The following is a 21,575-nucleotide window of genomic DNA, read 5'->3' as shown; positions in this document are numbered from 1 at the left end:
CGACGGGAGCGCACCCGAGAAGGTAGGGGCGGGCGGCGGATTCCCCGCCGCGCCCACGCCGGTGGCCACGCAGATGTGCCATCGCTTCGTGGAGCGGAGATCCGGGTTCCCTCGCGAAACCTCGATATGTGAGAAGCATTCCTCACCCCTCTCCCGCACGACGGCGCGCGTTGATTGCTGCGTGGTATGCCCTGTCATATCGTGGCCCGTTGTGGACCCATTGCCGCTCGGCCTCCACCCACTCCCGGCCGGCCGCTCCGAGGCGTTGCCGCTCGGCCGGGTCCTCCAGGAGCCGTGCAATGGTCTCGGCCAGCGCCATCACGTCGCCGACTGGGAAGGTGAGGCCACGCCGGGGTGCCGCGACGATCTCACGGAGTGCGGGCAGGTCGGACACCACCACCGGACGCCGAAGAGCCATCGCCTCGAACGGCTTGAGCGGCGTGACGTAGCGTGCCGCGCGTTCATTGATCCGTGGCACGACGAACACATCGATGAGTCCATAGAGAGCCGCGACTTCCTCGTGATCGACGGGTCCCGTGAAGACCACTCGATTCGCGATTCCCAGCTCCCGTGCGAGCGCCCGCAGCTCGTCGAACCGCCGACCACCGCCCACGAGCACGCACTGCGCCTCGACGCCCCGCTCTTGCAACAGCAAGGCCGCGCGGATGAGTAGTTCGTGGCCTTCGCGGGGATGGTCCATATTCGACACGTAGCCGAAGGTGGGCAGAGTGATCCCATGGCGAGCCGCAATCGCCGGGTCGCGAGGCGCGGGAGTGAACCGGTCCAATTGCACCCCGTTGGGGACGATGTCCACTTTCTCCGCCGGGATTCCGCGAGCAACGATCTCGTCCTTCATCGCCTCGCCGAGGGTGAGCACGCGGTCGGCGGCAATCATACACCGCGTCTCCACCTCGCGCCGACGACGGAACACCTCACTGCGCTCCTCGATGTCGAGGTCGGGTGTCCAGTTTCCCTCGAAGAACGACCGCACCTCGTACACGAGGGGCAAGCCCGTCTTCTCACGAAGGGCGAGCCCGACCAGGGCGGTCTCATATCCTCGTCGGCCGGACGAGACGTGCAGGACATCGGGCCGGACGTTTCGCACGTGGTCGAGAGCGAGGAACGCGAAGTCCTCTAGCCACCGATCGAATGGAACCCCACGGTAGGAGGCGCCCGTGAGGATACGTCGATGTTCGATGCCATCCACTTCTTCCACCGTAGATGGCCGCCCCTCCGTCAGGCCTTCCGGGAATCCAGGCTCCGTTAGCACCACAGGAGTCCATCCGGCGTCCTTCTCGGCCAGCAGATTCCATTGCGTCCGCGATGTGAACCCGTTGGACAGGTAGGGGCGAGACTCCTTCAATAGGTGCAGGACGACGTTCGTGCCGCAGCCTGACACCGCTTCCACCGGGCCGGGCAGCCGAGGCAGCCACCCGCTCAGCTCGGTCATGCGGCCGTTCACGTCGACCGCGGCCCGCGCCATCGAGGTGTTCGACGATGCGAGCTCAGCCGTCGCATCGAGGGCGGTCGAGATCTGGCCGTCACGCAGCGCCAGCCCGCGCAGCTGCTCGAAGTACGCCGTGCGCGCAGGCCCTGACGGATAGTGCCGTTCGAGAACCGACAGCCAGATCCGGGCGCGCTCGGAGTCGAGCTCACCCGGGAGCATGGTCATGGGTCCCGCGCCCGCGAGAGTTGGCCCCACGGCTTCGTCCCGCAGACGGAGGAATTCAGCCAGCGCGTCACGCGGGGCGAGCACGCCGTGTTTCAGTCCGATCCGGGTCGCCCGCTTGAGTGCGGAGCCCGTCGACGCGCGACCCGCACGGTAGTCACGGTAGACACTGCCGAGCTCCCGTCGGATCTTGCGCCAATGCCGGTCGAACGCACCTTCCAGCCCACCGGGGCGGTCCACACCGAGTGCCTCCGGCCGTCGATCCGCAGCGAGGCTGCCGGTGAGAAGATGGGTGAGTTCGTCGTGGACCCGGACCAGCTCCCCTTCAAGCGCTTCACGGCTGGGGCGGCTATCGACGACCGCGTCCTCGATCCGCCCGGGGTGCGGTTCGACCCTCGGGTCGGGGGAGCCGTCGTGAGATGTCAGCGCCACTGGCCGCGCGTGTCGATGACCTTCTTGCCCTCGGTGGTGGTACCGAGGCTGGCGAACGCGTCGTGGTCCACCAGTAGCAGGACGACGTCCGCCTCCCGAATGCCGTCTTCAGCCGGGACCAGCTCCACGTTGTCACGGCCGGCCAGCGCAGCGGGCAGTTCCTCCACGTGCGGCTCCACGACGAGGATGCGCGAACCGGTGAACTGCTGCGCCACCTCGGTCGCGATGTTCAGGGCAGGCGATTCACGCAGATCGTCGATGTTCGGCTTGAATGCCAGACCGAGGACGGCCACCACGGGGGCACGACCGGTGGCCTGCTGCACGTCGAACGCGGCGGCCTTGGCCTGGTCCAAGACCCACTTCGGCTTGCCATCGTTGATCTCGCGGGCCGCACGGATGATGCGGGCCGTCTGCGGTGCAGCGTCGACGATGAACCACGGGTCTACGGCGATGCAGTGGCCGCCCACGCCGGGGCCCGGCTGGAGGATGTTGACACGGGGGTGGTGGTTGGCAAGCTCGATGAGCTCCCACACGTCGATCCCCAGGTCGGAGCAGATCAAGGACAGCTCGTTCGCGAAAGCGATGTTCACGTCACGGAACGAGTTCTCGACCAGCTTGGCCATCTCCGCGGTGACGCAGTCCGTCACGAGGATCTCCCCCTGACAGAACGTCTCATACAGCTGCTTGGCGCGCTGCGCGGCCTCCGGCGTGGACCCGCCCACGATGCGGTCGTTCGTGACGAGCTCGATCATGACCCGGCCGGGCAGCACCCGCTCCGGGCAGTGGGCGAAGTCCAGGGTGGCGCCGTCCAGGTCCGGCCGTGCCTCGCGGATGACGGCGGCCATGTGCTCGGTGGCGCCAGGGGGCGAGGTGGACTCGAGGATCACGAGCTCGCCGCCGCGCAGCTGCGGGGCGAGACCGCGGGCCGCAGCCTCGATGTAGCCGAGGTCCGGCGAATGGCCGTCCTTGAAGGGCGTCGGGACCGCGACGATGTACGCGTCGGCCTGCGGCGTGTTGAGGGACGCGGACAGTCGACCGGCCTTGACGTTGCGCTCCACGAAGTCCGCCAGGTCCGGCTCCACGAAGGGCACGGTGCCTGCGTTGACCGCGTCCACGGTGCGCTGGCTGACGTCCACGCCGTGCACACGCACGCCGTTCTCGGCCAGGATGGCAGCTGTCGGCAGCCCGATGTAGCCCAGGCCGATCACGGCCACGTCCTTGATCTGCGTCGTCATCTAGAGGTCCTCGTTCGTCTAAGCGGTGGCAAGGGCAGAATCCGGCGCGGGCCGGACTCCCCGTGATGCTCTGTCGAGTATAGGGATCAGTTCAGGCAGACGGCGCCGTCACGCCCAGGCGCCGGTAGAGGGCGTCATAGCGCCGGGCGTTCGCCGCCCAGGTCCGATGCCCGAGCACCCACTCCCGCGCCCTGGCTCCGAGGCCGCGGGCCGCGGCGGGGTCGTCGAGTAGCGCCGCCAGGGCGGCGGCCCACGCCTCCGGTTCCTCGGCCGGCAGCACCCGTCCGGTCACGCCGTCCTCGACGATCTCGCTCAGCGCGGGCAGGTCCGAGACGAGGACGGGCCGGGACGTGGCCATGGCCTCCAGCGGCTTCATGGGCGTCACCGCCCGGGTCACGCCCGTGTCCTTGCGAGGCACGCAGAAGACGTCGAGGGCCTGGTGCCACACGGGAGCCAGGGAACGGTCCACCCGTCCCGGCGCGAGCAGCCGATCCTCGATCCCCAGGTCGGCCGCAAGCCGGCGCAGGGCCGGCAGGGCAACGCCGTCCCCCACCACGGCCAGCCGCAGGCGCGGCCTCTCGTCGACGAGCGCGGCGACGGCACGCACAAGGTCGTCGAGTCCCTCGTACGGCACCACGGAGGAGACGGTGCCGACGATCTCGTCGTCCATGGACAGCCCGAGACGGCGGCGAGCATCCTCGCGTGGGGCGGGCTCCTCCAGGAAGGCGCCCCCCACCCCGTTAGGGCTGAGCACGATGGCGTCCCGGTCCATGCCGGCCGCGGCGATGCGGCGGGCCATCTGCTCACCGAGCGTCACGACGCCGTCGGCAGAACGCACGGCGTCGTCCTCGCGGGCCGTGAACAGGGCGTAGCGGTCGGAGCGCAGCGCCTCGGGTCCGCGCGTCGAGGCCCAGGTGTCCGCCAGCTGCCCGCGCACCTCGTACACCCACGGGACGCCCACGGCCTCCGCAACCGCGCGGGTCACCACGGCGTTGACCCAGTGGGTGGTGGTGTGCAGGACCGCCGGGCGGCGCTCGAGGACCAGATCGAGGAGCATCCGCGCGTGCTGAGCCAGCCGTCCGTCGAATCCCCGGGCCAGGCTCGAGGGCAGGAGGCGGTGGTACACGATGCCGTCCACCATGTCGCGTCGGGCGGCGGTGAGCACGCCGGTCTGGACCGGCCAACCGAGCCGGGTGACGGCCTCTACGTGCCAGCCCTCGTCCCGCAGCGCGCACGCGAGGCTGTGGCTGCGTTGCGCGTATCCGGAACCGGTGTGCGGCAGGGAGTTGGTCAGGACGAACAGTGCCGAGCCCGGGCGGGGCCGATATCCATCGGCCCGGTCCCGGTCTGCCCGCGGCAACGGCAGGGCGCCCCCGCGCAGAGCACGCACCTCGGAGGCGAGCCGGGCTCGCACGACACCGTCCCGGCCGGTGCCGCCGAGCAGGGAGATGGCCGCCTCGACGTCACCGCGGTGCCAGGCCACGCGGGCCCTTGCGGCGGCCAAGCCCGGCGTGTCGACGGGCACGGCGTCGAGGACGGCTTGGGCCCGGTCAGGCTCCTGCGCGGCCGTGAGCACGTCCGCCAGTCGCACCCGATCTGGCGCGCCGGCGGACGGCAGGACCGTCTCGACGTGCTCGAGGAGGTCCACGTGCCGGCCGGCGGCCGCGAGACCCACGGCGCCTAAGACCACGCCGGGGCGTGCGGGCAGGGACTCTGCCAGGCGCCCCAGGCCCACGCGTGCCGCGAGCGGCAGGCGACGGCTGATCTGCAGGCCCAGGACCGCCGGGTCGTCCCGCAGGTGGTCGACCACCGTCCGCAGGACGAGTGGCGCGTGGCCGAGTGCGCGGACGGAATCGAGGAGGATGGAGGTCATGCGTGTCTCCTGTAGTCGGGGACGAGCTGCCCCAGCAGCCGGACGTAACGCCGGGCGACGCTCGGCAGGTCCGCGTGCCGTCGGACCCACGGGCGGCCGCCCTCCCCCACGTCAGTGCGAGCCGGATCGTCGGCGAGCGCGGTCAGATGCGCGACGAGGTCAGCTACCCGTGGGCCGATGACGTCGGCTCCCCCGGCGTCCTCGAGGGTGCGGGCCGCCTCGCCGGTGACCATCCCGGTGACGTGCCGGCCGACGGCGAGCACCTCGTAGGTCTTCGACGGCACCGTGTGGCGGAAGCTGGGCCAGTCGGGCCGCAGCGCCACGACGAGTGTGTCCGCCCAGGCGTACTGGGCCGCCGCATCCTCGCCGTAGCAGGCAGGAAGGATCTCGGCCGGGGAGGCGAGCTCCGCGTTACGCGCCTCGAGCTCGCCGCGCCGAGTGCCGGCGCCGACGAGCCGGACCCGCACCCCTGGCCGGCTCTGGCGGAGTTCGGCCGCCGCCTCCACGAGCCGTTCGAGCCCCTGGCTCTCACCCATGTTGCCGAGGTAGAGGACGTGCAGGTCCCCGGGCTTGCGCCTCCGAGCAGGTGCCCACGCCAGGCCTGCGAGTTCGACGCCGTTGAACAAGGTCTCGGCACGCTCGACCCCGCGCCCGCGCAGCGTCTCCGCGAAGCCGTCCGTGACGGTCACCACGAGTCGGGCCGCGCGCTGGCCGCCGGTCACGACACGCTCCATCGCGGCGCCCAGGAGGCCCTGGTGGACCCCGGCCTCATGGGCGAGATCCGGCCAGGCGTCGCGCATCTCCAGCACGAGGGGACGGCGCCAGAGGCGGGAGAGCACGACGCCGGGCACCACCACGGGCAGGGCGGGCACGGTGGCCACCACCACGTCCGGGCGTCGGGTGGCCATCCCACGGGGGATGGCGAGCAGGGCGTGCACCACCGCCTCGGCGAAGCGACCGTTGCGACCGGCCTCCCCCAGGGGCAGGCGAGGCGTGGGCAGGACGTGTTCGCCGTCGGGCCCGGCGAAGGGGCGCACACCCCCGGGCGCGACGACGTCGACGTCCCAGCCCGCCGACCGCAGCGCCGCCACGACCGCGCCCCAGCGACGCGCGGGCGGGGTGCGCTCGGGCCGGTAGGAGTGGGAGACCAGCAGGAGGCGGGGGCGGCGCGGCTCAGTCGTCACAGGGGTCCTCCCCGAGGGCGGGTGCGGGCGTGGCGCCGGTCAGCAGGGTCAGCACGGGGGCGGGCCCGCCGGCGGCCTGGGCCTTCTTCTCCTTCTCGGGCTCGTGCTCGTCGACGTAGCGCTGGACGTCGTCGTCGGCGAGGGCGGCGCGCAGGTCCGCCAGCTTGTCCTCGTCGAGCTCGACGATGGCGTCGCCGTTCGGCCCCTCCGCGAAGCCCTTGCGCGGCACCGTGAACATCTCGACGTCCTCGCCGCGGACGTCGCGCAGCTGCCACGCGAGCGAGGCGATCACGCCGGACGTGAGCCCCTCGTCCACACCGAGGTGGTCGGAGAACGTGGCGACGACCTCGGTGGTGCGGGCGGGGTTGCCCAGGATCTGCGGGCTGAGGAAGCGGTCCATCGCCCCGGCCAGGTAGCGCTGCTGGTTCTTCACGCGGGTGACGTCGCCGTCGTCGAAGGCGTGCCGCTCGCGCACGTAGCGCAGGGCGGCGGTGTCCTGCAGCAGGATGTGTCCGCGCGGGTAGTACGAGGGGTTGGCCTGACCGGAGGAGAAGGCCTGCGGGTTGCAGACCTCGACGCCGCCCAGCGCGTTCGTCACGCCCCGGAAGCCCTGGAAGTCGACCTCGAGGACGTGGTGGATCGGCACTCCCAGCAGCAGCTCCACCGTGTCCACGGCGAGGGTGTAGCCGCCCGTGTCGAAGGCCGAGTTGATCTTCGCCTCGCCGTGGCCGGGCACGGTCACCCACGAATCCCGCAGCACGGACATGACGTAGACCTGGCGTCGGTCCGCGGGGATGTGCACGAGCATCATGGTGTCCGAGCGCTGGCCCATGTCCTGCTCGCCCTCGCCCTCGCGGGAGTCGGAGCCCAGGACGAGCACGTTCAGCGGGCCGTTGCCGGCCGCCTGCTCGAGCGCCCCCACGTCCACCGTCTGCCGGTGGTCGTCGAAGGTGCGCCCGAGCGAGCCCGCGTACCAGGCGCCCAGACCGAGCAGCGCCGCGAGCAGGACGGCGAGCACGCCGACGACCCACGGCCAGCGCCGGCGGCGCCGCGCGACCGGCGGGGCGTCGTCGCGCGGGGACGCGGGGCGCGGCAGGGGCTCGGGCGTCCAGGACGCGGCCGGGGGATGGCTCACTCGTGTCTCCTGCTCGAGGTCGGGGGTCAGCCCAGTCTACGGACGCCTCGTCAGGCGTCGGCCGCCGCGGCCCGGCGACGGCGGGGCGTCGGCTGGCAGCGCGGGCACAGGTGGCTCGCACGGTTCATGAACGGCACGCGGACGATGCGGGAGTCGACCCCCTCGGCGGCGCAGCGGCGACACGGCTGCCCGGTGCGCCCGTAGGCCGCCAAGGAGCGGGCGAAGTAGCCCGATCGCCCGTCCACGTTGACGTAGAGCGCGTCGAAGCTCGTGCCCCCCACCTCCAGGGCCCGGCGCATCACGTCCTGGACGGCCGCCATGAGGCGCAGCGTGTCCGCCCGGCGCATGCGCTCGGTCGGGCGCTCGGGGTGCAGGCGGGCGCCCCACAGGGCCTCGTCCGCGTAGATGTTGCCGATCCCGGAGACCAGCGACTGGTCCAGCAGCGCGCGCTTGAGGGTGGAGCGGCGGCGCGCCAGGCGCGCGTGCACGGCCGCGGGGTCGAACAGGGGGTGCAGCGGGTCCAGGGCGATGTGGGCGGCCGTGGTGGGGATCCGCTCGCCGCCGGCGGCGTCGTCGGGCCGCAGCGCGTCGAGCCACCAGCCGCCGAAGATCCGCTGGTCCACGAACCGCAGCTCGCGGGCGGAGCCGTCCGCCGCGGTGACGGGCAGGCGCAGGCGCAGGTGTCGCTGGTCGGCGGCCCCCGGTTCGTCCACGAGGATCTGCCCGCTCATCCCCAGGTGCACGACGACGGCGTCGTCGCCCTCGGCCAGGGGCAGCCAGAGGAACTTGCCGCGGCGAGCCGGCTCGGCCAGCTGGGCGCCGCGCAGCCGCTCCCGGAGGGCGTCCGCACCGCCGGGGCTGCGACGCAGCGAGCGGGGGTCGAGGACCTCGAGCTCCGCGGCGACGGCGTCCGTGGCCCACCGGGCCAGGCCGCGCCGGACGACCTCGGCCTCGGGCAGCTCCGGCACGGGCTCAGCGCCCCGCGGCCGGCAGATCCGCCTCGAGGGCGGGCCACGAGGCGGCCGCGGCGTCCCGCTCGGCCTGCTTCTTGGAGCTGGCGACGGCGGAGCCGTACTCGCGCTCGCCGACGACGAGGGTGGCCCGGTAGCGGGGGTCGTGCGCGGGGCCCTGACCCTCGATCGCGTAGCGGACGGCGCCGAGACCGTGCCGGCTGGCGGCCTCGGCCACGACCGTCTTCCAGTCGGTGCTCTCGCGCAGCAGGTCCGGCTCGTCCAGCAGCGGCACCACGTGGCGGTGCACGAGTGCGGCCGCGGCCACAGCCCCGTGGTCCACGTAGACCGCGCCGATGAGCGCCTCGAGGGTGTCGGCGAGGATCGAGTCCTTGTCCGCCCCGCCGGTGCGGCGCTCCCCCGTGCCCAGGCGCACGAACGGGCCGATGCCGATCCGGCGCGCCACCTTCGCCAAGGCACGCGTGGACACGACGGCGGCCCGGCGGCGCGCGAGGTCGCCCTCGGCCAGGTCCGGGTACACCGTGAAGATGTGGTCGGTGACCACGTAGCCCAGCACCGAGTCCCCGAGGAACTCGAGGCGCTCGTTGGTGGGCAGCCCGCCCTGCTCGTAGGCGAACGAGCGGTGCGTCAGAGCGCGTTCGAGCGTCTCGGCGGTGATGTGCACGCCGAGACGCTCGAACAGCTCTTCTGGCTCGGGCGCGGGCTCAGGCCCGCGGCGAGCCGATGGGGACGCCATCTCAGGCGTCGGCGACCTTACGGCCCTTGTACTCGAAGAACAGGGGGGTGCCGGCGGCGTCGGTCTTCAGCTCGGCCTGGTGGGGCAGGCGGTACGAGACACGACCGTTCTCGACGGACTTCACCAGGGCGGGCGCGGTGGCCTTCCACTGCGACCGGCGGGCACGGGTGTTGGCACGGGACATCTTCCGCTTCGGGACTGCCACGACTATCTCTCTTCTGTCTCGGTGATGGAGGTCTCTGAGGTGCCCGCGAGGTGGGCCAGGGCGGCCCAGCGCGGGTCCACGCGCTCGTGGGCGTGCCCCTCGGGCGCGTCCTCGAGGCGGATGCCGCAGTCGGCGCACAGGCCCTCGCAGTCCGGCCGGCACAGCGGCTGGAACGGAAGGGCGATGACCACGGCGTCCCGGAACACGGGTTCCAGGTCCACGGTCTCGCGCACCACGAGCGGCTGCTCGCCGGCGTCGTCCTCGGACGTGCCGGTGAGGTACAGCTCCTGCAGGTCCACGGTGATCCCCTCGTGCAGCGGGCGCAGGCAACGGCCGCACTCGCCCTTCAGGGTCGCGTCCGCGGTGCCGGTGACGAGGACTCCCTCGTGCACCGACTCCAGACGCAGGTCCAGTTCGACGGGGTCCCCCTCGGGGATCCCCAGCAGCGGCGTGGAGACGCCCGCGGGGGCGGGCCACTCGGCCGTCAGCTCGCGCTGGACTCCGGCCCCGCGCGTCAGATCGCGCACGGGGATCACCCACGGCGAGTCGGCGCCGTGGTGCTGGATGCTGTCCATGGTCGCTCCTCTCGGCGGGTGGGACGGCGGGGGTACACGGCCCGTCCGCACGCCCTCTGCGGGGATGCGATGCGGCCTGGACACGGGTCCAGCCACGACGGACCGACAGCCCATCCTACCGGGTGGGTCCGCCTCGGCCAAAGCCAGCGGCGGTCCGCGCGTCGCCGGCCCGGCTCAGAGCCCGGCGGTGAACTCCCGGAGCCAGGCCCGCAGGTCGGCCCCGAGGTCCTCGTGCCGCGTCCCGAACTCGATGACCGCCTGCAGGTAGCCGAGCTTGTCCCCCGTGTCGTAGCGGCGGCCGTCGAAGACGACGGCGTGCACGCCGCGGCCCTCGCCCTCCTCCGTGGCCAGCCTCTGCAGCGCATCGGTGAGCTGGATCTCCCCGCCGCGGCCGGGCGGGGTCTCGTCCAGCACGTCGAACACCTGCGGGACCAGCACGTAGCGGCCGATGATCGCGAGGGTGGAGGGGGCGTCCTCGCGGGCCGGCTTCTCCACGAGGTCGGTGACGCGGACGACGTCGTCGCCCTCCCCCGGCACGGCCTCCACCGCGGCCACGCCGTAGGCCGAGACGGCCTCCTCCGGGACCTCCATGAGGGCGATCACGGAGCCGCCGAGGCGCTGCTGCACGTCGATCATGCGCTCGAGCAGCGCCTCGCCGTCGCCGATGATGTCATCGCCCAGCAGGACCGCGAACGGCTCCTCGCCGACGTGGCGGCGTGCGCAGTTCACCGCGTGGCCGAGCCCGAGGGCCTCGCCCTGACGGACGTAGTGGATGTCCCCCACCAGGTCCGACTCGCGGATCTGCGAGAGCCGCGTGGCGTCGCCCTTGCGCTCCAGCGCGGCCTCCAGCGCGGGATGGCGGTCGAAGTGGTCCTCGAGGGCCCGCTTGTTCCGGCCCGTGATCATCAGCACGTCCGCCAGGCCCGCACGCCGGGCCTCCGACACCACGTATTCGATGGCCGGGCGGTCCACCACCGGCAGCATCTCCTTCGGCATGGCCTTGGTGGCCGGCAGGAAGCGGGTGCCCAGGCCGGCGGCCGGGATCACGGCCTTGCGGGTGCGGGGGCGGGAGGGGCCGGGCGGGGTCAGGCCCCGCCGTCGAGGCCGCGCAGGACCGCGGCCGGGACGAGCTCGGCGACGTCGCCACCGAGTCCATGGACCTCCTTGATGAGCGAGGAGGACACGTGGGTGTACCGGGCGTCGGCCGGGAGGTAGACCGTCTCGACCCCGGTGAGGTGGCGGTTCATCGCGGCCATCGGTGCCTCGAACTCGAGGTCGGCGCCGCCGCGCAGCCCCTTGACGATCGCTTCTGCACCGATCTGCCGGCAGAACTCGGCCAGCAGGCCCGGGCCCATGGGCCGGACCGCGACGCCGGCGAGGGAGGACACCGTCGCCTCGATCATGGCGATGCGCTCGTCCACGCTGAAGCGGTACGTCTTGGCCGGGTTGGAGGACACGGCGACCACGACCTCCTCGAAGAGGTTCGCGGCTCGCGCGATCACCTCGACGTGCCCCTTGTGGAGGGGATCGAACGAACCAGGGCAGACGGCACGACGCATGGGTGCCAGCCTAGCGGGGGCCGCGCCGGGCGGCGACGGACGCCCGTCCGGTCCGGCTCCGGCGCGCCGCGGTCGTGACGGACGCGGCGCGCACCGCCGTGGGCGGTCCGCGGCGATGGGTACAGTGCGGCCATGGACGGAAACCAGGCCACCCCCGGATCAGCACGGCACGACGTCGACGTGGACGCGCCGTGGCGTCGCACGGCGGCGGCCGCGGGCCTGCTCGGCGACGCCGGCCCCGTGCCCACCGTGTTCGAGACGATGACGGGCCTCGCCGTCGAGCACGGGGCCGTGAACCTCGGCCAGGGCTTCCCCGACGCCGACGGCCCCGACGCGCTGCTGCGGCTGGCGGCCGACGCCGTGCTGGCGGGCCCCAACCAGTACGCCCCCGGCACGGGCGACCCCGTGCTGCGGCAGGCCGTCGCAGAGCACCGCCGGCGCCACTGGGGCGTGACGGAGGACCCCGCCACGCAGGTCATGATCACCACGGGTGCCACCGAGGGCATCGCCGCGACGGTCCTGGCGTTCGTGCGCCCGGGCGACGAGGTCGTCACGGTCGAGCCGTTCTACGACTCGCACGCCGCCACGATCGCCCTGACCGGCGGCCGACACGTGAGCGTGCCGGTGGAGGCGCCGGACTTCCTGCCGGACCCGGCGCGGGTGGCGGACGCGATCACCGACCGCACGCGCCTGCTCATCGTGAACACGCCGCACAACCCCACGGGCGCGGTCTATCCGCGGGAGCTGCTCGAGGAGCTCGTGGCCCTGTGCCGGTCCCGGGGCGTGCTGATCCTCTCGGACGAGGTCTACGACCACCTCGTCTACGAGGGCGAGCACGTCAGCCTGCGCTCGGTCGCGGGCGCCGAGGACATCGCCCTGACGGTCTCCAGCGCGGGCAAGGCGTTCGCGGTCACCGGGTGGAAGGTCGGCTGGCTGACCGGCCCGGCCGAGCTCGTCGGGGCCGCGCGCGCCGTCAAGCAGTTCCTCACCTACTCCTCCGGCCCCGCCTTCCAGCGCGCGCTGGGTGCCTACCTGCCCACCGACGACGCCGAGCGGCACCTCGCCGGCCAGCGCGAGCGGTACCGCGACGCCCGGGATCGGCTCGTGGCGGGCCTGCGGGAGGCGGGCCTGGACCCGGTCGTCCCGGCGGCGGGCTACTTCGTCGTCGTGGACCTGGCCCCGTGGGGTGTGACGGACGCGGCCGAGGCCGCGGTGCGGTGGACGCGTGAGGCCGGCGTCACGGGCATCCCCGTGGGCGCGCTCTGCCGCCCGGACGGGGGCCACCTGCGGTCGTGGCTGCGGCTGGCGTTCTGCAAGTCTCCCGATGCGATCGACGAGGCGATGCGCCGCCTGGCCGAGGCGGCCCCGCGGCTGCGCACGCCCTGACCCCCGACGCTTTCGTTGACGAAACGGCGGCCCCCGGAGCACTTTCGTTCGGGAAACGGCGGTCCCCGGAGCATTTTCGTTCGGGAAACGGCGGCCGCCGTGCTCGCGGTTCCGTGCTGAGCCCAGTCCGTTCCGCCCTCCCGTCTCCCCGGTGAGAACGGGCCGAGATGCCGCCGTTTCCCGAACGAAAACGGGCCGACACGCCGCCGTTTCCCGAACGAAAGCGGGTGGGCGGGGTCAGCGCTCGTCCTGCCAGAGGTACAGGGCGGTCTCGCCGTAGACGCGCACCTCGACCTCCTCGAGGCCGCGCGGCCGGCGCGGCGCCGCGTCTCGGGCCGCCCGCTCCAGCACGAGCAGCCCGCCCGGGGCGAGCCGCCCGGCCGCCGCCTCCACCGCCGCCTCGAGCGGCGGGCCGGCCACCGGGTACGGCGGGTCGGCCAGGATCAGGTCCACGGGCGCGGTCTCCGCCGCGAGCGCCTGCTCCACGCTCCCGGCACGCACGCGCACGACGTCGGCCCCGCGCGCCCGGTTGACCAGCGCGGCGTTCGCGCGGCACGCGGTCACGGCCTTCCGGTCCCGCTCGACCAACAGCACCGATGCCGCTCCGCGGCTGGCGGCCTCGCACCCCAGGGCGCCGGAGCCGGCGTAGAGGTCGAGCACGGCCGTCCCGTCCAGCCAGTCGCGGGCCTCGAGCCAGGAGAACAGGGCCTCCTTGGTGCGGTCCGTGGTGGGGCGCGTGCCGGTGCCGGGGACGGCGGTCAGGGGCCGCCCGGCGGCCGCGCCGGCGATGATGCGGGACATGGCTCAGCCCTTCTCGAGGTAGTCGGCGGCGGTGAGGTGCTCGGCCTCCCAGCGGGCCACCTCGGCGGCGAGTGCCGGGTGGGCGGAGAGCCCGGGGCCGGCCGCCATGACCTGCGCGACGGCGTCGGCGGCCACGGCGATCAGCGGGGCGTCGGCGATGACGTCCACGTGGTGCAGCCCCGAGGCCAGCCCGGACTGGGCGGCGCCGAGCACGTCGCCGACGCCGCGCTGGGCGAGGTCCTCCTGCGCAATGCGCATGCCGTCCTGCTCCTGGGCCAGGACCTCGAGCCGGCGCAGCGACGGGTGCCCGTCCGGCAGGCGCGTGGCCAGCAGGCAGACCGCCGCCCCGGGCCCGCGGCCCACGCGGCCGCGCAGCTGGTGCAGGGTGGACAGGCCGAAGTCGTCGGCGTCGAGGATCGCCATGACCGTCGCGTTGGGCACGTCCACACCCACCTCCACGACGGTGGTCGCCACGAGCACGTCCGTCTCCCCGCGCGCGAAGGCCTGCATCGCCGCGTCCTGCTCGGCCTGGTCCATGCGCCCGTGCACGGCGTCGATCCGCAGCCCCGCCAGCGCGGGGAGACCCCGCAGCCGGGGTGTCATCTCCTCCACGTTGGCGTGACCCGGGTCGGCGTCGTCGGGGTCGATGCGCGGGCACACCACGAACGCCTGGTGGCCGGCCGCCACGTGCTCGGCGATCAGCTCCCACACCCGGCCGATCACGCGCGGGCCGTGGGCCATCCGCGCCACGTGCGTGGTGACCGGCTGACGCCCCGACGGCAGCCCCTCGAGCACCGACAGGTCCAGGTCGCCGAACACCGTCATCGCCACGGAGCGCGGGATGGGCGTGGCGGACATGACGAGCAGGTGCGTGCCGGGATTGGCCCGCCGCAGGGCCTCGCGCTGGTCCACGCCGAAGCGGTGCTGCTCGTCGACGACGGCCAGGGCCAGCTCGGCGAAGCCCACCTTCTCGGAGAGCAGCGCGTGCGTCCCGACGGCGATCCCGGCCTCGCCGGAGGCCAGGGCCAGCAGCGCCTCCCGGCGCGCGGCGGTCTTGAGCGAGCCGGTGACCAGCACGACCCTCGTGGCCGGGCCATCGCCGGCCCCGAGGGTGCCGGCCTCCGCAAGCGGGCCCATCAGGCGCAGCAGGGCACGGTGGTGCTGCGCGGCGAGCACCTCGGTGGGCGCCACCAGGGCGGCCTGGCCGCCGGCGTCCACGACCTGCAGCATCGCCCGCAGGGCCACGAGCGTCTTGCCCGCGCCCACGTCCCCCTGCAGCAGCCGGCTCATCGGGGCGTCCCGGGCCAGCTCGGCGGACAGCTGCTCCCCCACCGCCACCTGGCCGGGCGTGAGCGCGAACGGCAGACGGGCGTCGAGGGCCTCGAGCAGGCCCCCGGGCCGCGGCGGGCGGGGCACGGCGGGCACCGCCCGTTCCCGGTCCCGGCGCCAGGCGAGCGCGGCCTGGACGAGCAGCGCCTCACGCAGGGCGAGCGCGGTCCGCGCCGGGCCGGTGGCGGCGACGTCGTGCGGGGCGTGCAGGTCCCGGTACGCCTGGGCGGTGCCCGGCAGCGGCGCGTCCAGGTCGAGCGCCGCGGCGGCCTCCGCGCGGATCCGCTCGGTGAGCAGCTCGGGGATCCGTCCCAGGTCGACGGTCTCGAGCACCCGGGCGACGGCGGAGCGGACCGTCCACGAGGGCAGCTTCCCCGTGGCCCGGTAGAGCGGGACCGGTCGCACGTCCACCTCCCCCGGGGCGACGTCGTCGTCCAGGAGCGCGAAGTCCGGGTTGTTCAGCGTGATCCGGCCGCGGTACTCGGTCGTGCGGCCCTGGAACATGGCGGTCATCCCGGGGGCGAGGCGGCGGCGGGCGTCGTGGCCGTTGAAGAAGGCCATGGACAGGCTCGCCCCCGGCACGCCGGCCACGGACGGGTCCGCGACGGTGACGTCCACGATGAACCCGGGCCGGCTGTGCATGCGCCGCGTGGTGACCGACTCCACGACGGCGACGACGGTCACCTCGGCGTCGTAGGGCAGCGCGGCGATGGGGGTGAGCTCGCCGCGCTCGATCCAGCGGCGCGGCACGTGGTCCAGCAGGTCCCCGACCGTGGTCAGCCCGAGCTCCCTCTCGAGGCGGGCGGGCAGCTTCCCACCCAGCACCTCGGACAGGGGCAGGTCGGTGACGGGGGCCTCAGCGGCCATGGCACCCGTCCGGTGCGGCGTCGTCGCCGTGCGACGGCCCGGCCAGGTCGGTGACGGTCAGGCCCTCGACGTCGCCGGCGGCCCGCAGGGGGCCGATCGCGTCCTCGGCGCGGGGCACGTGCACGTGGACCCGCCACGGGACCCGGCCCTGCCCGTCACGGGCGGTCCCAAGGGGGGCCAGGATCACGGCGTCCCCCACCTCCGTCAGCCGACGGCGCAGCTCGGCCGCGGCGAGCGGGGTGAGGGCCAGGGTGCCCATCACCTCGACGGCCCCCTCGGCCGGCGCCTCCGCCGCGGCGGCAGGCTCGGCCTCCGCGGCGTGGGCGCCCTCGCCGTAGCCGGGGAGGGCGGTGGCCAGCTCCTCGTCCACGGGCGTGCCCGTCACGACGGCGCGCAGCGCCTCGAACACCCAGAGCAGCCCGACGGCGCCGGCGTCCACGACGTGCGCCCGGGTCAGCGGGGCGAGCAGCGACTCGGTCTCCTCCACGGCCTGCACGCAGTCGGCCAGCATGAGGGTCACGGCCGGGCCGAGGCGCACGGCCGGGTCCGCGTCGCCGGCCACCGCGGGCGTGTCGGGAGCCTGGGTGGACGAGCGCGCGAGGCTGCGGGCGGCCGCGGAGAGCACCGTGAGGATCGTCCCCTCGCGCGGATCCGACAGGGCCTGCCGGGCGGCCCGGTCGGCGGCTCCGAACGCCGCCGCCAGGGCGAACGCGTCGACGCGCTCCCGGCCGCGCAGGGGCTCGGCCATCCCCGCCAGACTGACCGCGAGCAGCATGCCCGAGTTGCCCCGGGCCGAGTCCAGCGCGGCCGCGCCCGCGTGCGCGAGCACGGCGCCGGCGTCGTCCTGTGCGGGGCAGGCGTCGGCCGCGGTGCGGGCCGCCGTCAGCGTGGCGAGCATGTTCGTGCCCGTGTCCGCGTCCGGGACCGGGAAGAGGTTCAGGGCGTCGAGTCGCGGCGCGGCCCGGCCCACGAGCTCCTCCGCGAGCGCGAGCCAGTGCCGTACCAGTGACGGCCGGGACGGCGTGCTCACTGCGCGACGGTCTCCCCCAGGGTGCCGGTGCGGATGCCCTCGCCGAGGCGGGCGATCGCCGCCCAGTCCGGCCACACGACGTCCTCTCCGGTGTCCGTGTAGCCCACGCCCACGGACGGCACCGTGCTGGTCACGATCGGGGCGTCGCGCGCATCGCGCAGGGACCACGCCAGGTTCGCGAGGGTGCTCGAGTCGAGCTCGTCGTCGAGGGTCAGGAAGGGGGCGAACTCCTCGACGGCGGCCTGCACGCGGCTCGGGTCCGAGAGGGTGTCGCGGGAGAGGAACGCGGCCACGATGGCCTTGACCAGGCGCTGCTGGTTCTCCACACGGTCGAAGTCGCTGCGCGGCAGGTTGTACCGCTCCCGTGCGTAGGCCAGGGCCTTGTCCCCGTCCATCTGCACGGTGCCCGCGGGGAAGTCGATGCCGCCGGTCGAGACGAAGGCGCTGGGGTTGTCCACGCTGACGCCGCCCAGGGCGTCCACGAGGCCCTTGAAGCCGGCGAGGTCCACGGCGATCACGTGGTCCACGCGTGCCTGGAACATGTTCTCCGCGGTGGCCACCGTCAGCGGGATGCCGCCGTACTGGTAGGCGGCGTTGACCTTGTGGTCCCCGTGCCCCGGGATCGGCACCCACATGTCGCGCATGATGGACATGACCTGGATCTCGCTGCGGTCCCCGGGCACGTGGACCCACATGAGGGTGTCCGACCGGCCGGCGGAGTCACGGCCCTCCGCGCCCGCGTCCTCGCCGACGAGCAGCACGTCGAGTGCCTGCTCGTCCGCCTTCTCGTCCGCGTCCGGGGCGACGGGGCCCTGGGCGCCCTCGGCGGCCTGGTCCGCGTCCATGCCGGGCGGCGGCGCGGTGGGCTGCTGGGCGGACGCCCCCGCGGCACCCGGGCGGCCCGACTCGGCGGGGAACGCGCCGCCGTCGAAGCGCTGGGTGTCCTGGTCGATGGTCCGGGCGATCCCGCCGACGTACACCGCCGCCGCGATGCCCACGGCCAGCAGCGCCACGAGCACCACCGCCAGGGCGATCAGCCACGGGCGGCGACGACGACGGCGCCGCCCGACGGCGACGTCCTCCTGCGGGGGGCGGGGGCGGGGGTCCGCGGTGCTGCTCACGTGGGCTCCTGAGGCGGGGACGGGAACGGTCTCGCCCATGCTAGGGCACGGGCCCCCGCGGGTCCCGGCGCCGCACGTATCCTGGGCGGATGGAATCCCGCCGTCTGCGTCGTCTCGTGCCCCTTCTGACCGCGATCGCCCTCGGCGCCACGGCCTGCACCGGACGGGTGGCCACGGTGGAGGCCGCGCCCCACGCCGCTGACCCGGCGTGTGCCCCGGCCATGGTGGCCATGCCCGACGCCCTGGGCGACCTCGACCTGCGCCCCACCGACAGCCAGGCGACGGCCGTGTGGGGTGACCCGGCCGCCGTCGTCCTGCGCTGCGGCGCCGAGGTCCCCGGCCCCACCACGGACCGCTGCATCTCCGTGGACGGGATCGACTGGGTCGTCCGGGACGAGGACGAGAACTGGCGGATCACCACCTACGGCCGTGACCCGGCCGTGGAGGTGCTGTTCGGCAAGGACCAGGCCAGCTCGGACACCGTGATGGTGGGCCTGTCCTCGGCGGTCGCGCAGATCGAGCCCAGCGGCGGCTGCGTCGGCGTGCAGGACGCCACACCCGTCGGCTGAGACCGGCGCGGACCGCGTCAGTGCAGGCCGACGCCCCGTTCGAGGGCGAGGTCCAGCAGCTCCGAGATCAGATCGTCGTAGGACAGGCCCGTCCGCTCCCACATGGCCGGGTACATGCTGATGGGCGTGAAGCCCGGCATGGTGTTGATCTCGTTGACCACCCAGCGCCCGTCCGGGGTGAAGAAGAAGTCGCAGCGGCCCAGGCCGGATCCGTCCACGGCCTCGAAGGCGCGGATCGCCAGGGCGCGCAGCCGCTCGATCTCCTCCTCCGGCAGCTCGGCCGGGCAGGACAGCTGGGTGGTGCCGGTGTCCTGGTACTTCGACTCGAAGTCGTAGAACTGCGTCTCGCCCTCGTCGTGGGCCACGACGATCTCCCCCGGCAGCGAGGCGCGCGGGGCGGCGGAGCCGTGCCCGTCGAGGACGGCGCACTCGATCTCGCGGCCGACGATGCCCGCCTCCACCACGACCTTGGGGTCGAAGCGCCGGGCCTCCTCGACGGCGGCGCGCAGACCCGCGGGCTCGGTGACGCGGGTGATGCCGAAGGAGGAGCCGGCGCGGGCGGGCTTGACGAACAGCGGGTAGGCGAGCGCCCCGGCGCGGGCGAGGGCCGCCTCCGGATCGCGCGCCCAGTCGCGGGCGGTGATGGTCTCCCACGGGCCGACCTCGAGGCCGGCGGCCTGGAAGGCGACCTTCATGAAGTGCTTGTCCATGCCGACCGCGGAGGCGAGCACGCCGCAGCCCACATAGGGCAGACCCAGCGACTCGAACATGCCCTGGAGGGTGCCGTCCTCGCCCCAGGGGCCGTGCAGCAGCGGGAACACGACGTCCACCGGGCCCAGCGAGGAGCCGTCGGCCGCGGTCAGCTCGACGGTGCCGTCCGGCAGGGCGCGCAGGCTCACCGGGGCCTCGGGCTCCGGCACCTCCGGCAGGGCGTCGCCGTCCAGGCGGAACGAGGCCACGTCCAGCTCGTCGTGCGACCACAGGCCGGAGCGGGCCACACCCACCGGCACGACGTCCCAGCGCTGACGGTCGGCCGCGTGCAGCACGCCCGCCGCGGTCACGCAGCTGATGGGGTGCTCGCTCGAGCGGCCGCCGAAGAGCAGGAGCACGCGGGGACGCGCGTCGGCGGCGGCCTCCGGGGCGGGGGTGGCGGTCATGCGGTGCGTCCTTCCGACTTCAGGTCACGGGCGAGCAGCAGCTCGGCGAGGCGGTCCACGGCCACGTCCCCGGCGACCACCCGGTCCATCAGCTCGCTGATGGGCATCTCCACACCGTGGGCGCGGGCGGCGTGCACGATGGCGGAGACGGACTTGATGCCCTCGGCCGTCTGGCTCATGGCGGCCACCGCCTCCTCCGCGCTGAGGCCGGTGCCGATGTGGCGGCCGGCCGTGCGGTTGCGGGAGAGGGGCGAGGCGCACGTGGCCACGAGGTCGCCCAGGCCGGCGAGCCCGGCCATGGTGTCCGTGTCGCCGCCGAGCGCGACGGCCAGCCGGGTGGTCTCGGCCAGGCCCCGGGTGATGACGGAGGCCTTGGAGTTGTCCCCCAGCCCCTGCCCGTCGCAGATGCCCACGGCGAGCGCGATGACGTTCTTCACCACGCCGCCGATCTCCACGCCCACGACGTCCGTGTTCGTGTAGGGCCGGAAGGTCCGGCCGGCCGTGAGGGCGGCGATGCGCTCCGCCGTCGCGCGCGAGGCCGAGGCGACCACCGTGGCGGTGGGCTCGCCGCGCGCGATCTCGAGGGCGAGGTTGGGTCCGGAGACCACCGCGAACCGGTCCGGGCTGAGGCCCAGCTCCTCCGCGCAGACCTGCGACATCCGCGCGTCGGTGCCGCGCTCGAGGCCCTTGACGAGGGAGACCACGACGGCGTCCGGGGCCAGGTCGGCGCGCACGGTGCGCAGCGTCTCGCGCACGTGCTGCGCGGGCACGGCCACCACCACGACGCCGGCGCCCCGGACCGCCTCGGCGGCGTCGGTGACGGCGCGCACGCAGGTGGGCAGGGTGATGCCGGGCAGGTACTCGGGGTTCTCGTGTCGCTCGGTGATGGCCTCGGCGACCTCGGCCCGCCGGGACCACATCACGATCTCGGACGCGCGGGCGGACTCGGGGCTGGTGCTCAGGCCCAGGACGCGGGCGAAGGCCGACCCCCAGCTGCCGGCCCCGAGGACGGCGACGGTGCGCGGATCGCTCATGCCTCGGCCACCCGCGCTCCGGCCGTGGGATCCCAGCGGCCCTCCGGGGCCGGTTCTCCGCGCAGCTCGGCGACCAGGTCGGTGATCGCGCCCATCATGCGGCCGGTGCCCTCGCGCAGGGTCCCCGCCGTCACGGGGCGGTCCCGCAGGTCCGCGAGGTCGACGGGCGCGCCGACCCGGATCCGGGCGGTCTTGCGCGGGAGGACGCGGAGGGAGCGGCCGCCGTACGGCAGCAGCTCCTGGATGCCCCACTGACCGACGGGGATGAGCGGGGCGCCGGTCTGCAGGGCGAGGCGCACGGCCCCGTTGCGCCCGGCCATGGGCCAGCCGTCGGGATCGCGGGTGACGGTGCCCTCCGGGTAGACGATGATCGCCCGGCCCGTGGCGACGGCCTCGCGGGCGGCGGCGAGCGAGCGGCCGCCGTCGCGGGTGCGCTCGACCGGGATCATGCGGGTGGCCTCGAGGACCTGCTTGAGCACGGGCACCTTCCAGAGCTCGGCCTTGGCGAGGAAGGTCGGCAGCAGGCCCTGGTTGTAGACCATGTGGGCCACGGAGAGCGGGTCCACCTCCGAGATGTGGTTGACGGCGAGGATCGCGCCGGTCTCGGGCAGGTGCTCGGTCCCCTCCCACACCTGGCGGACGAGGGCCCGCATCGCCGGTCGCACGATCACCCCCGGGATCACGTAGGGGGCCCGCGCGGTACGCGT

At 74.0% G+C, this 21,575-nt stretch carries 20 protein-coding genes; 2 read left to right on the top strand and 18 right to left on the bottom strand.

Annotated elements, in window-relative coordinates; translation table 11 throughout:
- Nucleotides 1-142: 142 nt before the first annotated feature.
- From J1M39_RS01070 to coaD, 11 genes are all read right to left on the bottom strand, one after another.
- Entirely contained in the window at nucleotides 143-2,101 is a 1,959-nt protein-coding gene (locus tag J1M39_RS01070; protein ID WP_049146029.1) for a glycosyltransferase family 4 protein, read from the bottom strand.
- Nucleotides 2,092-3,336: a UDP-N-acetyl-D-mannosamine dehydrogenase gene (wecC, locus tag J1M39_RS01065; RefSeq protein WP_195081838.1), complete on the bottom strand. Its 1,245-nt coding sequence runs from the start codon at nucleotides 3,334-3,336 to the stop codon at nucleotides 2,092-2,094. The genes J1M39_RS01070 and wecC overlap by 10 nt, the downstream gene beginning before the upstream one ends.
- A 91-nt stretch (nucleotides 3,337-3,427) precedes the next feature.
- The gene (locus J1M39_RS01060; protein WP_195081839.1) at nucleotides 3,428-5,209 is read right to left on the bottom strand and encodes a glycosyltransferase; all 1,782 of its coding nucleotides are present in this window, start codon (nucleotides 5,207-5,209) and stop codon (nucleotides 3,428-3,430) included.
- Nucleotides 5,206-6,393: a glycosyltransferase gene (locus tag J1M39_RS01055; RefSeq protein ID WP_195081840.1), complete on the bottom strand. Its 1,188-nt coding sequence runs from the start codon at nucleotides 6,391-6,393 to the stop codon at nucleotides 5,206-5,208. The genes J1M39_RS01060 and J1M39_RS01055 overlap by 4 nt, the downstream gene beginning before the upstream one ends.
- Entirely contained in the window at nucleotides 6,383-7,528 is a 1,146-nt protein-coding gene (locus tag J1M39_RS01050; protein WP_195081841.1) for an LCP family glycopolymer transferase, read from the bottom strand. The genes J1M39_RS01055 and J1M39_RS01050 overlap by 11 nt, the downstream gene beginning before the upstream one ends.
- A 50-nt stretch (nucleotides 7,529-7,578) precedes the next feature.
- Nucleotides 7,579-8,496, bottom strand: a complete 918-nt coding sequence (gene mutM / locus J1M39_RS01045) for a bifunctional DNA-formamidopyrimidine glycosylase/DNA-(apurinic or apyrimidinic site) lyase (RefSeq protein WP_134416647.1) — start codon at nucleotides 8,494-8,496, stop codon at nucleotides 7,579-7,581.
- A gap of 4 nt (nucleotides 8,497-8,500) precedes the next feature.
- Complete coding sequence (gene rnc / locus J1M39_RS01040) at nucleotides 8,501-9,235, bottom strand: ribonuclease III (protein WP_041103164.1); 735 nt, start codon at nucleotides 9,233-9,235, stop codon at nucleotides 8,501-8,503.
- 1 nt (nucleotide 9,236) lies between these two features.
- On the bottom strand, nucleotides 9,237-9,440 hold the full coding sequence (gene rpmF / locus J1M39_RS01035) for a 50S ribosomal protein L32 (protein WP_002856390.1): 204 nt from the start codon (nucleotides 9,438-9,440) through the stop codon (nucleotides 9,237-9,239).
- A 2-nt stretch (nucleotides 9,441-9,442) separates the two neighbouring features.
- Nucleotides 9,443-10,015, bottom strand: coding sequence for a YceD family protein (locus J1M39_RS01030; RefSeq protein ID WP_002856392.1), 573 nt, complete (start codon nucleotides 10,013-10,015; stop codon nucleotides 9,443-9,445).
- 174 nt (nucleotides 10,016-10,189) lie between these two features.
- Entirely contained in the window at nucleotides 10,190-11,104 is a 915-nt protein-coding gene (gene galU / locus J1M39_RS01025) for a UTP--glucose-1-phosphate uridylyltransferase GalU (protein WP_206496391.1), read from the bottom strand.
- On the bottom strand, nucleotides 11,101-11,574 hold the full coding sequence (coaD, locus tag J1M39_RS01020) for a pantetheine-phosphate adenylyltransferase (protein WP_195081842.1): 474 nt from the start codon (nucleotides 11,572-11,574) through the stop codon (nucleotides 11,101-11,103). Before coaD ends, galU begins: the two co-directional genes overlap by 4 nt.
- Nucleotides 11,575-11,706: 132 nt before the next feature.
- Between coaD and J1M39_RS01015 the strand changes: the two genes are divergently transcribed.
- The gene (locus J1M39_RS01015) at nucleotides 11,707-12,960 is read left to right on the top strand and encodes an aminotransferase class I/II-fold pyridoxal phosphate-dependent enzyme (RefSeq protein ID WP_206496372.1); all 1,254 of its coding nucleotides are present in this window, start codon (nucleotides 11,707-11,709) and stop codon (nucleotides 12,958-12,960) included.
- Between the two features lie 237 nt (nucleotides 12,961-13,197).
- On the opposite strand, the gene rsmD is transcribed toward J1M39_RS01015, so the two are convergent.
- Genes rsmD through J1M39_RS00995 form a run of 4 tightly spaced genes read right to left on the bottom strand, consistent with a single transcriptional unit; the run spans nucleotide 13,198 to nucleotide 18,108 of the window.
- Nucleotides 13,198-13,761: a 16S rRNA (guanine(966)-N(2))-methyltransferase RsmD gene (rsmD, locus tag J1M39_RS01010; RefSeq protein ID WP_182488458.1), complete on the bottom strand. Its 564-nt coding sequence runs from the start codon at nucleotides 13,759-13,761 to the stop codon at nucleotides 13,198-13,200.
- A gap of 3 nt (nucleotides 13,762-13,764) precedes the next feature.
- Nucleotides 13,765-15,957 carry an ATP-dependent DNA helicase RecG gene (locus tag J1M39_RS01005; protein ID WP_182488459.1) on the bottom strand — a complete coding sequence of 731 codons (2,193 nt, stop codon included), beginning with the start codon at nucleotides 15,955-15,957 and terminating at the stop codon, nucleotides 13,765-13,767.
- Nucleotides 15,947-16,987, bottom strand: a complete 1,041-nt coding sequence (locus J1M39_RS01000) for a DAK2 domain-containing protein (protein WP_078026047.1) — start codon at nucleotides 16,985-16,987, stop codon at nucleotides 15,947-15,949. The genes J1M39_RS01005 and J1M39_RS01000 overlap by 11 nt, the downstream gene beginning before the upstream one ends.
- Complete coding sequence (locus J1M39_RS00995; RefSeq protein WP_078026046.1) at nucleotides 16,984-18,108, bottom strand: LCP family protein; 1,125 nt, start codon at nucleotides 18,106-18,108, stop codon at nucleotides 16,984-16,986. Before J1M39_RS00995 ends, J1M39_RS01000 begins: the two co-directional genes overlap by 4 nt.
- A gap of 89 nt (nucleotides 18,109-18,197) precedes the next feature.
- Here J1M39_RS00995 and J1M39_RS00990 point away from each other — a divergent pair, with 89 nt between their 5' ends.
- The gene (locus J1M39_RS00990; protein WP_036382062.1) at nucleotides 18,198-18,677 is read left to right on the top strand and encodes a DUF3515 family protein; all 480 of its coding nucleotides are present in this window, start codon (nucleotides 18,198-18,200) and stop codon (nucleotides 18,675-18,677) included.
- Nucleotides 18,678-18,694: 17 nt separating this feature from the next.
- Here the strand turns inward: J1M39_RS00990 and J1M39_RS00985 are convergent, their stop codons facing one another.
- The 3 genes from J1M39_RS00985 to J1M39_RS00975 are packed head-to-tail and all read right to left on the bottom strand — an operon-like array spanning nucleotide 18,695 to nucleotide 21,539.
- Entirely contained in the window at nucleotides 18,695-19,834 is a 1,140-nt protein-coding gene (locus J1M39_RS00985) for a D-alanine--D-alanine ligase family protein (RefSeq protein WP_073115650.1), read from the bottom strand.
- Nucleotides 19,831-20,868, bottom strand: a complete 1,038-nt coding sequence (locus tag J1M39_RS00980; RefSeq protein WP_078026045.1) for an NAD(P)H-dependent glycerol-3-phosphate dehydrogenase — start codon at nucleotides 20,866-20,868, stop codon at nucleotides 19,831-19,833. Before J1M39_RS00980 ends, J1M39_RS00985 begins: the two co-directional genes overlap by 4 nt.
- The gene (locus tag J1M39_RS00975) at nucleotides 20,865-21,539 is read right to left on the bottom strand and encodes a lysophospholipid acyltransferase family protein (protein ID WP_078026044.1); all 675 of its coding nucleotides are present in this window, start codon (nucleotides 21,537-21,539) and stop codon (nucleotides 20,865-20,867) included. Before J1M39_RS00975 ends, J1M39_RS00980 begins: the two co-directional genes overlap by 4 nt.
- Nucleotides 21,540-21,575: the final 36 nt, after the last annotated feature.

This window comes from Micrococcus sp. KRD077, assembly GCF_017168505.1.
Taxonomy (GTDB): Bacteria; Actinomycetota; Actinomycetes; order Actinomycetales; family Micrococcaceae; genus Micrococcus; species Micrococcus luteus.
The sequence above is the reverse complement of the archived record's forward strand: the minus strand, read 5'-3'. Positions and strand labels throughout refer to the sequence as shown.

Bases quoted from the DNA above. Each gene is read 5' to 3' on its own strand.
- wecC (WP_195081838.1), bottom strand. From the start codon at position 3,336: ATGACGACGCAGATCAAGGACGTGGCCGTGATCGGCCTGGGCTACATC.
- J1M39_RS01060 (WP_195081839.1), bottom strand. From the start codon at position 5,209: ATGACCTCCATCCTCCTCGATTCCGTCCGCGCACTCGGCCACGCGCCA.
- rnc (WP_041103164.1), bottom strand. From the start codon at position 9,235: ATGGCGTCCCCATCGGCTCGCCGCGGGCCTGAGCCCGCGCCCGAGCCA.
- J1M39_RS01030 (WP_002856392.1), bottom strand. From the start codon at position 10,015: ATGGACAGCATCCAGCACCACGGCGCCGACTCGCCGTGGGTGATCCCC.
- coaD (WP_195081842.1), bottom strand. From the start codon at position 11,574: ATGCGTCGTGCCGTCTGCCCTGGTTCGTTCGATCCCCTCCACAAGGGG.
- J1M39_RS01015 (WP_206496372.1), top strand. From the start codon at position 11,707: ATGGACGGAAACCAGGCCACCCCCGGATCAGCACGGCACGACGTCGAC.
- rsmD (WP_182488458.1), bottom strand. From the start codon at position 13,761: ATGTCCCGCATCATCGCCGGCGCGGCCGCCGGGCGGCCCCTGACCGCC.
- J1M39_RS01005 (WP_182488459.1), bottom strand. From the start codon at position 15,957: ATGGCCGCTGAGGCCCCCGTCACCGACCTGCCCCTGTCCGAGGTGCTG.
- J1M39_RS00990 (WP_036382062.1), top strand. From the start codon at position 18,198: ATGGAATCCCGCCGTCTGCGTCGTCTCGTGCCCCTTCTGACCGCGATC.
- J1M39_RS00985 (WP_073115650.1), bottom strand. From the start codon at position 19,834: ATGACCGCCACCCCCGCCCCGGAGGCCGCCGCCGACGCGCGTCCCCGC.
- J1M39_RS00980 (WP_078026045.1), bottom strand. From the start codon at position 20,868: ATGAGCGATCCGCGCACCGTCGCCGTCCTCGGGGCCGGCAGCTGGGGG.